Genomic DNA, 13,200 nt, shown 5'->3' on the forward strand with positions numbered 1-13,200 from the left:
AAATCTTTACCTTTTCCAGAATCGAATGAACTGTATCTCTCTGCTCTTAATTTTTCATAAGGAGAAGAAGTTATAATTTTATCAGCAGTCAATAAGGCCCTGGCAAAAGTATCAGCACCACCAATATGGGCCAGAAAAACATCTTCCATATCGGTAGAATTTCTTCTGATTTTCGCATCAAAGTTTACACCACCACCCTGTAATCCACCTGCTTTTAAGAAAACAAGCATTGCTTCTGTAGTTTCCTGAATATTGTTGGGGAATTGGTCTGTATCCCACCCATTTTGGTAATCACCTCTATTGGCATCAATGCTTCCTAGCATTCCGGCTTTTGCAGCAACTTCAATTTCATGTTGAAAAGTATGTTGTGCCAATGTTGCATGGTTCACTTCAATATTGATTTTGAAATCTTTATCCAAACCATATTCGCGTAAAAACCCGATTGCTGTAGCTGAGTCAAAATCGTATTGGTGTTTTGATGGCTCCATTGGTTTTGGCTCTATAAAGAATGTTCCTTTAAAACCCTGGGATCTTGCATAATCCCTTGACATGGTTAAAAACTGGGCCATGTGGTCTAATTCTCTTCCCATATCTGTATTCAAAAGAGACATATATCCTTCACGGCCTCCCCAAAATACATAGTTTTCCCCATCTAAAGCAATAGTTGCATCTAAAGCCAGTTTTACCTGTCCGCCGGCTCTTGCCACAACGTTAAAGTCTGGATTAGTAGCTGCTCCGTTCATGAATCTTGGATTAGAAAAACAGTTGGATGTCCCCCAAAGCAATTTAATGCCGGATGCTGCTTTTTTCTCTTTCAAATATTCAGTAATGGTAGCTAAACGTCTTTCAGATTCAGCAAATGTTGGCCCTTCTGCAATTAAATCGTAATCATGGAAACAGAAATAATCGAATCCCATTTTACTGATAAATTCAAAAGCAGCATCTGCCTTATCTTTTGCAGCCTGAATTGGGTCTGATGATTGGTCCCATGCAAAATTTTGTGTTCCCGGTCCAAACGGATCGCTTCCTTGCCCGCAGAAAGTATGCCAGTAAGCGATGGCAAACCTAAAATGCTCACGCATTGTTTTTCCGGCCACAACCTGGTCTGGATTGTAATATTTAAATGCCAAAGGATTATCAGATTCTTTTCCTTCAAATTTAATTTGACCGATACCTTTGTAGTATTCTTTATTTCCTAAAACTATCATTGGTTCTTTTATTTATTTGTTAATATTAATTCTAATTCTTGTTTCCATTTTTGATACGCCTTTTCATAAGGCTCTTTGTTTTTCAGCGGTAAAAACGTCATAACGTGGTCATTGGTTGTAATACCTGAACCAAATTTTTGAAAATCACCATCTGTCAATCCTACTGCCCTGGCTGCTCCAACTGCACCGGTAGTGTTGTAAATTTCTATTTCATGTCCTATAAGTGTTGCCACTGTATTTGAAAAAATTTCTGAACGGAATAAATTATCGTTTCCTGCTCTTATGACACCTATAGTGGCATTATCCTCTTTTAAACATTCCATTCCGTATACAAATGAAAAAGCAATTCCTTCTAAAGAGGCCCTGAACAAATGCGCGCTGTTGTGAATATTTAAGTTCAGGTTTAAAAAGTGCGTGCCGATATTTTTGTTGTTGAACATGCGCTCTGCACCGTTCCCAAACGGAATCACCACTACTCCATCCGAACCAACACCAATTTTTGAAGCCTTGCGGTTCATAGATTCATAGGTTTCATCCCCCATATTATTACGCAGCCAGCGGTACTGGATTCCTGCCCCGTTTATATTTAACAGCTTGCCGATTCTTGGCGTTTTTTCTTCGTAATTAACATGGACAAAGTTGTTTACCCTATTGGTTTTATTTCCTGAAGGTATTTCGCTTACTGCATAAAACACTCCCGATGTCCCGCCTGTTGCAGCAACTTCTCCCGGATTTAAAACATTCAGGGACAAGGCATTATTAGGCTGGTCTCCTGCCCTGTATACGACAGGAATGCCGATGGGAAGCCCCGATTCTTTTGAAGCTTTTTCAGTTAAAACGCCTTGATTGGTAAAATTTTCTACAATATTCGGCGTCAATGACTGATCGATTCCATAATAATCCAAAAGCCAGGTTGCTACTTTGTTTTCTTTATAATCCCAAAGCATTCCTTCTGACAAACCGTTTTTTGTTGTCGTTACATCACCTGTAAGCTTATAGGCAATGTAATCTCCCGGAAGCATGTATTTATAGATTTTACTATAAATTTCAGGTTCGTTTTCTTTTACCCATTTTAGTTTGGATGCAGTAAAATTGCCCGGGGAATTCAATAAATGTTCCGAACATTTTTCCTCTCCGAGTTCAGCGTACGCTTTATTGCCAATTTCTATTGCCCTGCTGTCGCACCAAATGATGGAATTACGCAATGGCTCACAGTTTTTATCGACAATCACCAAACCGTGCATCTGATACGAAATACCAATGCCCTGAATTTGGGATGCATCAATGTTGGCCTCACGAATAGCTCTTTTGGTTGCCGTACAAATGTGCTCCCACCAAATTTCCGGATCCTGCTCTGCCCAGTCTGAGTGCAGCGACACGATTTCCATTTCGTTCTGAGGTTCATTCAAAACAATTATTTTTTTGCCGGTTTCGGCTTCTGTCAAGGCTGCCTTGACAGACGAACTTCCAATATCATATCCTATATAATACATAACTTATAATGATTCTCTTACTATTAAATTTGTTGCCACATAACACTGAATAACCTCATCATGAGTGATAAATCCGGCTGCTTTTGTTCCTAATTCCTTAAAGTCTGTTGAAATAACTGAAATTCCTTTATAGATAAATTTCTTCATTGGTGTTTCGTTGTAAGACAAAAAACCAACATCTTCACCCGGCTCTAAATCTTTTTCTTTACACTGTTCCAGAAAATCTCCCAAAATCCTGTCGCTAATACTTATATAAGCAATTCCTTTTTCTATATTAAACTTTTTAGGATCTGTAACAATTTCATTTTTAAAATTAAAATCAACACAAAACTTTTTAAAATATTCTAAAGTTTCTTTAGGATGACTGGTATAATCCGGATAAACAAAATGAAGACTTTTATATTTTTTAAATAAATCAACAGCCTCTTTTAATGAATTATAAAACGCTTTACCAAAATCCTGAAAAACATGATTATTCTCCTTTTTTGAATGTATATTCCAATCTATCAAAAGCAATTTATCGTTTGAAATGGCTGATAAAATTGGAGAAACTTCTTTGTGATCAAAATTCATAACCACATATTTATAATATTTTCCAACGCTGTTATTAATGATTGTTTTAAAAACATCGATATTGTAATGATGAAACTGTACATCTGTAATAACATTATCTGGCAAATTATTTACAAATGAATGATACAAAACCTCTTTATAGGCTTTAAAAGTATCTAATACCAAAAGTACTTTTCTGGTCTCACCAGAAACATAATACCCTTTGTTTGGAACTGAATCAATTGTTTTTTGCTCTTTTAAAATTGTATAGGCTTTGAAAACAGTATCTCTCGACAACTGATTGGTTTTACAGATACTATTTACTGACGGAAGCAGATCTCCTTTCTGCAGAATGTTCTCAGCAATAGCATTATTGATTCCGTTTACCAATTGCTGGTATTTTGGAATATCACTTTCATGATTAATTGTAAAAACAAATTTATCTTGTTCTATATTCATTATACTATTTCGCTCCGTTCCGTTCTGTTCTGGTATGCTAAAGTAAATATTCCAATTGAATAAAAAAACACTTTTTTAGATTAAATTGTTAATTTTAAAAATGCTTGATAAATTCAATCTCGTTAATACTTTATCTTCTCTTTAAAAAATATGATTAAAAATTAATCCCGATACTATCTCTGGGCTTAAGTTTAACAATAAAACTTAGCTGCCCTGTGAGGAGTCTTCTTCCTTTTCGTTAACATCCAACACTAATCCTATTTGCAATAATAGGATGATTTGCGAAGAAAGTTTTACGGTTACCTTTGAAAGAATTAAATTATTTTTCATTTCTTTACACAATCGGTTGCAAATTTATTTAAACTTTCCGATGACAGCCATTTTTACTGCCAAATTTCTAAAATCACATTATAATGAAAACAAAAATTGTAGCTTACCTCGCTTTATTTTTATTTCTTTCGGTTTACTGTAATGCTCAGCAAATTCAAAAAAAATATCTTTTTCAAAATACTGACTTAACATTCCAGGAAAGGGTCAATGATTTAGTAAGCCAGTTAACACTGGAAGAAAAAGTGTCTCAAATGCTCAATGCCTCACCCGCAATTCCAAGATTAAATATTCCTGCTTATGACTGGTGGAATGAAACGCTTCACGGAGTTGCAAGAACACCTTTTAAAACAACTGTTTACCCACAGGCTATTGCAATGGCGGCTACTTTCGATAAAAACTCCCTTTTCAAAATGGCCGATTATTCAGCTCTGGAAGGAAGAGCCATTTATAACAAAGCAGTAGAATTGGGACGAACGAATGAACGCTATCTTGGACTGACTTACTGGACACCGAACATTAATATTTTCAGGGACCCCCGTTGGGGACGCGGACAGGAAACATACGGAGAAGATCCTTACCTAACAGCTGTTTTGGGCGATTTTTTTGTTCGGGGCTTACAAGGTGATGATCCAAAATATTTAAAAGCGGCTGCTTGTGCCAAACACTATGCAGTACATAGCGGACCTGAACCTTTAAGACATACTTTTGATGTTGATGTTACGCCATATGAACTATGGGATACGTATCTCCCTGCCTTTCAAAAATTGGTGACCGAATCTAAAGTAGCCGGAGTCATGTGTGCTTACAATGCTTTCAGGACGCAGCCATGTTGTGCAAGTGATATTCTGATGACAGACATTTTGAGAAAGCAATGGAAGTTTGATGGGTATGTAACATCAGACTGTTGGGCTATCGATGACTTCTTTAAAAATCATAAGACACATCCCGATGCCGAAAGCGCTTCAGCTGATGCTGTTTATCACGGAACTGATATTGATTGTGGTACTGATGCCTACAAAGCTCTGGTGGCAGCAGTAAAAAACGGAAAAATCAGTGAGGACCAAATCGACATTTCTGTAAAACGCCTTTTCATGATCCGCTTCCAATTAGGGATGTTTGATCCTGTAGAAATGGTCAAATATGCACAAACACCTGCTTCGGTTTTAGAAAGTGATGACCACAAAGCCCATGCACTAAAAATGGCCCGGCAATCTATGGTTCTGCTTAAAAATGAAAAGAATATTTTGCCTCTGAATAAAAAATTAAAAAAAATAGTAGTATTGGGTCCTAATGCTGATAATTCAATCGCTATTTTAGGAAATTATAATGGCATCCCTTCTAAACTAACTACAGTATTACAAGGTATTAAAGATAAAGTTGGTCCTGATACAGAAGTAATTTACGAACAGGCTGTCAATTTTACTAATGATACCCTGATGGTTTATGCTGATATTAAAAATCAATATACTTTTGAAGGAAAACAAGGTTTCAAGGCAGAGTATTACAGCAATAAAGAGCTTTCAGGAAAACCTGAATTTGTAAGAACAGAAACTGAAATCAATAACTTTTGGCAGGAAGGGTCAGTTGTCGCAAATAATATCAAAGCCAATAATTTTTCTGCCCGATATACTACAAATTTCAAAGCTAATGAGGACGGAGCTATTACTTTCGAACTTACAGCGGATGACGGTTATCGTTTTATTGTAAATGGAAAAGAAGTACTGAATGCCTGGAAAAAAAACAGATGGGGCGGACAGACATTTGTATTAAAAACCAAAAAAGAAGCAACTTATAATCTGATTGTAGAATATTGGCAAGGTGAAGGAAAAGCAAATGTAGCATTACAGGCCGGAAATTTTGTAAAAACAGATTTCAGTGCTTTGATAAACCACACAAAAAATGCTGATGCTTATGTTTTTGTTGGCGGAATATCCCCTCAGCTGGAAGGCGAAGAAATGGAAGTTAAATTCCCAGGATTCACAGGAGGTGACCGTAATTCAATTTTACTTCCAAATGTTCAGACTGAATTGATGAAATCATTAAAAAGTACAGGTAAACCTGTTGTATTTGTTATGATGACGGGAAGCGCAATCGCTTTTCCATGGGAGGCAGAAAACATTCCTGCTATTGTAAATTCATGGTATGGAGGACAAGCAGCCGGAACTGCAGTTGCTGATATCCTTTTTGGAGATTATAATCCCGCAGGACGATTACCGATTACTTTTTATAAAAGCGACAGTGATTTACCAACCTTTGTAGATTATAAAATGGATAACAGAACTTATCGCTATTTTAAAGGAACTCCGCTTTATAGTTTTGGCTATGGATTAAGTTATACCACATTCAAATATGATAAATTAAATGTAGCATCTAAGGTCGAAAAAGGAAAAAACACATCTTTATCTGTTCGTGTTACTAATACTGGCAAAATGGATGGTGAAGAAGTAGTTCAGTTATATGTCATCAATCAGGATTTATCTATAAAAGCGCCTTTAAAAACGTTGAAAAGTTTTGAAAGAATTTCTCTTAAAGCCGCAGAGAGCAAGGTAATTACCTTTACCTTATCACCTGAAGATTTATCATATGTTACTGCAGAAGGAAATTACAAACAATACAATGGTAAGGTAAAAATAGCTATTGGCGGACATCAGCCTGACGAACAGAATCCTGTCAATAGTAATGTTTTAACTAAAATTATTCAGATAGAGTAAATTCATTTTTGAGTATTAAATAATGGCCTCAACTAGAAATAAGATGTTTTATAAAAGCGAATCAAACCATGGTTCGCTTTTATAACTTTAGGTAACTATTTGAGTACAAAACCATTTTCTTTCAAAGTATTCAATACTTCCGTAATAATTTTAGAACGGTTTTCTGAATTATTGATGTTTTTTCCGGTTGTAACCCAATATCTAATATTAAGTTGTGCGATTCCCGCATTTATATCTGTAATATAAGCTGAATCATCATGATCCTTATCTTCAATCTGATCATTATTTTTAAGTACTTCCTTAACTAATGATATCGCCTTATTCAGGTCGGAACCAAATTCTAATCCAACTGTAAAAGTCTGCAGCAGAAAACCTGCGCTGTTATAATTAATCAGCGTATTTTTTATCAGTAAGGCATTCGGGATATAGATGATTTTACTGTCACTTTTAATTTCGGTGTCCCGAAGATTCAATGTCATTACTTCCCCTTTCACGCCATTACTTTCTATAATGTCGCCAATAGAAAAAGGTCTTTTAAAAGCCAGAAGTATTCCTGCCAGAAAATTTTCTCCAATATCCTTAAGTGCAAAACCAATAATAAATGCAGATATTCCGGCGCCTGCCAGCACACTCTTGGCAATTCCGTTTAATCCAATTATTCGAAACATAATCAAAATACCAATAATAAGCAGTATGGATTTAATTAGTCTTGCAATAAAAGTGGCAAGCAAGCGGTCATGCATTCTTTTTTTCAGGCTAGTATCAGCAATAATGCCAATACGGGAAGCAATAAACCATGAAATGAGAACGACAACAATAGCCAATATAAGCTTGGGAGTTAAATCGACAAGACTATAATAATACCCTTCCAAATGCTCATAAACATCCTGAAAAAAACTATTCATATTTAAAACTTTTAAAATCATTTTAAATATACGGTCCACATGTTGAATCATACTTACAGAATATAATCATTATTTTATAAAATTATTTCTAATAAAAAAGTCCGACACCTTATATGTGCCTGAGTATTAATACGTAATAATAAGAAAGGTTTCGCTTGTAATTATAACAGAAATGTTTTCTTCCGGAGTATTTCCGCTTAAAAACACTTTTCCGGTTACTTTGCCTGTTTCCTGCCCCAGCATATACAATGAGCTTAAAAGCAACAGAGAAAACAAAACTTTTTTATGGTATTTATTATTCATTTGAAGTATGGTGTTAAATTCGAAAGCAAAATGAACTAAACTACCTTATTTGAGACCAAAAAAAGGGTTAAAATATTTGCGTACAAATACTTTACCCCTTTTAAATACAATTTTTGTTTAAGGATAATACCTTATTTGCTTTCTACTAATTCTTTTACCAATTGATTTAATTGATTTCCATGTATATTTTTGGCCAGAATTATTCCGTTTTTATCCACTAAAACATTAAACGGCAAAGCCTGGATCATATAATCCCCAATAACTGGCGAACTCCAGTATTTTAAATCACTAACCTGTGCCCACGGAAGTTTCAGTTTGGTTATAGCTCCTGTCCAGGCCGGTTTTTTTGTATCAAGAGAAACGCCATAGATTGAAAATTTTTCGGGATAGCTATTGTATAATTTTAGTAATTCCGGCTGTTCTTTGATACAGGGTCCACACCAGGAAGCCCAAAAATCTACTAGTACAATAGCACCTCTTAATGAAGAAAGTGCAATATCATTACCCGCTGTATCCGGAAGATCTATTTCCGGAGCTATATCTCCAATTTCAAGACCCACAACCTGAGCATTTACATTTATGACAGAACACCATAAAAATGCGATAACTAAAAATAAATTCTTCATATTCTTTACTATTTTATTGGATTACTAATCCATTTAATTTATTCATGGACAAATATAAATAACGTCTTTAAGTTTTTCAATAAATTATTTATAACTGATAAGAGAATTACAAGATGCTAAGCAACTAAAACTTCATTTTCTGAATCCTTACTGCATTTAAAATCGCTAACAAAGCAACGCCAACATCAGCAAAAACGGCTTCCCACATTGTTGCGAGACCGCCTGCACCAAGGATCAGGACAATGGCTTTTATTGTAAATGCCAAAATAATATTTTGCCAGACAATTTTTTTTGTCTGTCTTCCAATGTTGATTGCCATAGCAATTTTTGCCGGTTTATCATCCTGAATCACTACATCAGCGGTTTCTATTGTAGCATCGCTTCCTAAACCTCCCATGGCAATACCTACTGTGCTTAGAGCCACTACAGGCGCATCATTTACCCCATCTCCAACAAAAGCAACGGTTTCATTTTTAGCCTTTATTTCATTCAGTTTATTGACCTTATCCCCGGGTAGTAAATCCCCAAAAGCATTAGTAATTCCAAGTTTATTTGCTACAAAATGTACAACATTCGTTTTATCTCCACTAAGCATCGTTGTTTTTATACCTAATGCTTTTAATTTATCGATTGCGAACCGGGCATCTTCTTTTATCACATCTGCAATAGTCAGATAGCCTGCAAATTGCTTATCATACGAAATTGCGATTAGACTATAAACTATAGCATTAGGATCGACATCATAAGGAATAGAAAATTTATCCAGTAATTTAAAATTTCCAACCAATAATTCTTTATCGGAAATTTCCGCTTTTAATCCATATCCTGGAATTTCTTCTACATTTTTTAATTCGATTGCCGGATCAATTTCACCCACATAATCATGAATCGCTGTTGCTACGGGATGTGTGCTTTGACTTTCAAGGGCATTTACCATTTTCAAAATTTCATCTTTTTGAAAATTATCAGAAATAATTACTTCCTGAACTTTAAAAACACCTTCAGTCAAAGTACCTGTTTTGTCCATTACCACATGCTGAATCGTAGCCAGACTATCCAAAAAGTTGCTTCCCTTAAATAAAATCCCGTGTTTACTTGCTGCTCCAATTCCGCCAAAATAACCTAACGGAATGCTAATTACCAGGGCACACGGGCAAGAAATAACTAAAAACACCAATGCCCTGTACAACCATTGACTGAAATCATAATTATCAACAAAAAAGTAAGGCAGCAAACAAATCCCAAGTGCTAAAAACACGACTATCGGTGTGTAAATTTTAGCAAATTTTCTAATAAAAAGTTCTGTTGGTGCTTTTTGTTTTACAGCATTTTGAACTAATTCTAATATTTTGGATAATTTACTATCGGTGTAAGCAGTCGTTACTTTTATCAGACTTACAGTATTCAGGTTTATCATTCCAGCCAGAACAACTGCACCTTTATTCTTTGTATCCGGTTTACTTTCACCAGTCAGGGCTGCAGTATTAAAAGAGGCTTTATCAGATAGCAGCTCACCATCCAATCCTAACTTTTCCCCTGGTTTTAACTGAATAATGGCTCCTATTGTCACATCGGCTGCTTTTATCACTTTAGGCATATTGTTTACTAATAGAGTTACCTCATCAGGTCGCTGATCCAACAGATTTTTAATATTCGATTTTGCCTTGCTTACTGCCAATGTCTGAAACACTTCGCCAATAGTGTAAAATAACATTACCGCCACTCCTTCCGGATATTCTCCAATAGCAAAAGCCCCAATAGTGGCGATACACATCAGGAAAAATTCTGAAAACACTTCTCCTTTGACTATACTTTCAAAAGCATCTTTAATGACCGGGATTCCTACCGGCAAATAAGCCAGGACATACCATCCGATGCGAATATATCCTGAAAACCATGTCTGCGGAAAATAGTGATCTAAACTAATAGCTACAAGTAATACTACCAATGAAATTATCGCCGGCAAAAATATTTTGAATAAACTATCACCACTATTATGTTCATGATTATGTCCATCTTCTTCTGAATGATCGTGTTCATCATCATGTGAACAGCATCCTGATTGCTTATGAATCTTTGAATTTTCTTTTTTGGAAATTTCACAATCAATATGTTGCTTGTTTTCATTCATAAACTATAATATTTTACAGCAATCGTCTAATTTTGCATAGGCTGAAGCATCAGCCCTGATCTCATCAGCATCATAACCTAATTTAGAAATCCCTTGTTTTATGGTCTGCAAATCTGTTTTTTTAGAATTGAAATATACTGTAAAAGTCATTGCTTTCTCATCCAGTTCATACATTTTTATTCCTGTTATTTTTAGCATTTCAGTTTTAAATTTCAAACCGCAAGTTTCGCAAGCTGAACAATGTGTACAGTTCAAAACAGTTTTAATAACCGCCTTTTGATTTGTTTTTTGAGCACTAACTTTATTTGAGATTAAAAATACAGTAATAATTAAGATTATAGTTTTTAAAAATGTTTTCATTTTATGAAATTTATTAATTGTAATATCCTCTTAATGAAAGAAGATAAAAATACTTTAGGTAAAATTGATGGTTTAATTCCGTCGAAAATTATTCCTTATTGAGAATAACTTTTCTTTTACTAACTGGTTAACAGAAAAATCTCCAAATTAAGATGTAGGGAGAAATCAGACAGCCGTTGTGTATTTAGAAATTCAAACTTTCTAAACCGAAATTCTGTCAGCCAATATTATACTATCTGAGGAGGTTGCCATATACTTCCGTAGAAATTGGAAGCAAATACTGACTTATAATTTGGTACTGCCAGTGAAATGGAAAAGAATCTGACCGGAAATTCAAAAACAACATTGTGATGATAGCTTAAAACCTGAACTCCACAGCAGTTGCAGGCACAAAATGGAGAACATAAATCAGTTTGTTTATCGTGTGAATGGTTTTCTTCAGATGAAAACTGACTTGTTTTATGTGTAGGGCCGCTTGCTTCCATATCTGCACAAGGCATAATAGAGAGACTAATTAAATAAATTGATAATATGATGGTTATCCATTTCACAATCGTAAAAATAATATTTTTTTTACACTAATTCAACTCAATTAAATATTTATAATTGAAAGTCCGTCACATTTTATCATCTTTAAAAGTATAAACAGAATGTTATAAAAAAAAGCTATAGTAAGAAACCATAGCTTTAGATCATTAAATTTGAAATTGCTTAATTTGAAGACGGTAAAATAATTCCGCTTTGATCCATTAAATACAATAATGTAGTCATAGTGGCAGCCCCTAATTCAAGTTCTCTTTTGTTTATGGCATCAAACTTATCATTTGCAGCATGATGATAATCAAAATAACGCTGTGAATCGGGTTTTAATCCTGCTTTTACTATTGCTTTAGAAGTTAAATGACTGATATCTGAACCAGCATGACCAATGGTAAAACTATGTACCAAATACGGTTCGAAAAAGTCTTTGAATCCTTGAATTTTCTTCAAATTAGCATCATCAGCTTCAATTGAAAACCCTCTTGGCGTGAATCCGCCTGAATCACTTTCTAAAGCGAAAATATGGTTTTCGTTCTTTTGCTTTGAAACTTCTTCATATTTAGCACCGCCTTTTCCGCCGTTTTCTTCGTTCATAAACAACACTACGCGAATTGTATTTTTTGGTTTGTAATTGAAATTTTTAAGAATACGAACGACTTCCATACTCTGCACTACACCTGCTCCATCATCGTGAGAACCATCTGCCAAATCCCAGGAATCCAAATGCCCCCCCACAACCATAATATTTTCAGGCGTCACTGTTCCTGTCAATTCTCCGATTACGTTATACGACAATGCATCCGGTAATGTCTCACAGGATTGTTTGAAATAAAATTTTAATGCAGGATTTCTTTTTAAGGTTGCACTTAATAATTCGGCCCCATTTGTGCTGATTGCTGCTGTTGGAATATATTGTTCTTTTGGCAAATCGCCATAACTCTGGGCTCCTGTATGCGGAAAATCATCTAAACGTAAATTCATCGAACGAACAATTGTTCCTACTGCTCCCAATTTAGCAGCTTCTTTTGCTCCGGCAAATCTCTGGTCTACACAAGCTCCGTATGACATAAAGGTTTCAATATTTTCAGGATTCATGGGTCTGTTAAAAAACACAATTTTTCCTTTTACTTTATCTCCTAACGTTTTTAGTTCTTCAATCCCCTGCACTTCTATTACCTCAGCCGTAAGTCCGGTTTTTGGTGTTGCAACAGAACCTCCCAAAGCACAAATTGGCACTACGGTTTTTACTTTTCCGTCTAAGATAAAAGCAGTTTCTTTTTCGCCACGTACCCAATGCGGTACCATAACTTCCTGTAAATACACTTTATCAAGTCCTAAACTTTCTAATTGTGCTTTTGTATAATTAACTGCCAGCTGGGCATTTTGAGATCCTGATAAACGGGCTCCAATATCATTAGACAGGTATTCCAGCCATGTATAACATTTAGAGTCGGTTAAAGCTTTTTTGTAAAACAGCTTAATGTTTTTCTCATCATTAGACTGAGCAAATGTTGTTAATCCTTTTAAAACTAAAACAGCTAAAAAAAATGTTTTTTTCATAGGTATAAAGTATTTTGGGGTT

11 protein-coding genes are annotated in these 13,200 nt (G+C 35.1%); 1 reads left to right on the top strand and 10 read right to left on the bottom strand.

Annotation, left to right across the window (positions count from 1 at the left end; genetic code table 11):
• The 3 genes from xylA to J2W48_RS22240 form a co-directional block, all read right to left on the bottom strand.
• Positions 1-1,208, bottom strand: a 1,208-nt coding sequence (xylA, locus tag J2W48_RS22230; RefSeq protein WP_310284297.1) for a xylose isomerase, incomplete at its 3' end; no start/stop codon positions are given.
• Between the two features lie 8 nt (positions 1,209-1,216).
• Positions 1,217-2,701, bottom strand: a complete 1,485-nt coding sequence (locus J2W48_RS22235) for a xylulokinase (RefSeq protein WP_310284299.1) — start codon at positions 2,699-2,701, stop codon at positions 1,217-1,219.
• A 3-nt stretch (positions 2,702-2,704) separates the two neighbouring features.
• On the bottom strand, positions 2,705-3,712 hold the full coding sequence (locus tag J2W48_RS22240) for a GntR family transcriptional regulator (RefSeq protein ID WP_310284302.1): 1,008 nt from the start codon (positions 3,710-3,712) through the stop codon (positions 2,705-2,707).
• A gap of 413 nt (positions 3,713-4,125) precedes the next feature.
• Here J2W48_RS22240 and J2W48_RS22245 point away from each other — a divergent pair, with 413 nt between their 5' ends.
• Positions 4,126-6,753 carry a glycoside hydrolase family 3 C-terminal domain-containing protein gene (locus J2W48_RS22245; RefSeq protein ID WP_310284304.1) on the top strand — a complete coding sequence of 876 codons (2,628 nt, stop codon included), beginning with the start codon at positions 4,126-4,128 and terminating at the stop codon, positions 6,751-6,753.
• Between the two features lie 95 nt (positions 6,754-6,848).
• On the opposite strand, the gene J2W48_RS22250 is transcribed toward J2W48_RS22245, so the two are convergent.
• From J2W48_RS22250 to J2W48_RS22280, 7 genes are all read right to left on the bottom strand, one after another.
• A complete protein-coding gene (locus J2W48_RS22250; protein WP_310284307.1) occupies positions 6,849-7,658 on the bottom strand; it encodes a mechanosensitive ion channel family protein in 810 nt (269 codons plus the stop codon).
• Positions 7,659-7,784: 126 nt separating this feature from the next.
• The gene (locus J2W48_RS22255) at positions 7,785-7,961 is read right to left on the bottom strand and encodes a hypothetical protein (RefSeq protein ID WP_310284308.1); all 177 of its coding nucleotides are present in this window, start codon (positions 7,959-7,961) and stop codon (positions 7,785-7,787) included.
• 131 nt (positions 7,962-8,092) lie between these two features.
• Complete coding sequence (locus tag J2W48_RS22260; protein WP_310284310.1) at positions 8,093-8,587, bottom strand: TlpA family protein disulfide reductase; 495 nt, start codon at positions 8,585-8,587, stop codon at positions 8,093-8,095.
• A gap of 124 nt (positions 8,588-8,711) precedes the next feature.
• Complete coding sequence (locus tag J2W48_RS22265) at positions 8,712-10,718, bottom strand: heavy metal translocating P-type ATPase (protein WP_310284312.1); 2,007 nt, start codon at positions 10,716-10,718, stop codon at positions 8,712-8,714.
• Between the two features lie 3 nt (positions 10,719-10,721).
• Positions 10,722-11,078 carry a hypothetical protein gene (locus J2W48_RS22270; protein ID WP_310284314.1) on the bottom strand — a complete coding sequence of 119 codons (357 nt, stop codon included), beginning with the start codon at positions 11,076-11,078 and terminating at the stop codon, positions 10,722-10,724.
• Between the two features lie 227 nt (positions 11,079-11,305).
• Positions 11,306-11,629: a DUF6660 family protein gene (locus tag J2W48_RS22275; RefSeq protein WP_310284316.1), complete on the bottom strand. Its 324-nt coding sequence runs from the start codon at positions 11,627-11,629 to the stop codon at positions 11,306-11,308.
• 160 nt (positions 11,630-11,789) lie between these two features.
• Entirely contained in the window at positions 11,790-13,178 is a 1,389-nt protein-coding gene (locus tag J2W48_RS22280) for a M20/M25/M40 family metallo-hydrolase (protein ID WP_310284318.1), read from the bottom strand.
• Positions 13,179-13,200: the final 22 nt, after the last annotated feature.

Source organism: Flavobacterium piscis (assembly GCF_031457575.1).
GTDB classification, from domain to species: Bacteria; Bacteroidota; Bacteroidia; order Flavobacteriales; family Flavobacteriaceae; genus Flavobacterium; species Flavobacterium piscis_A.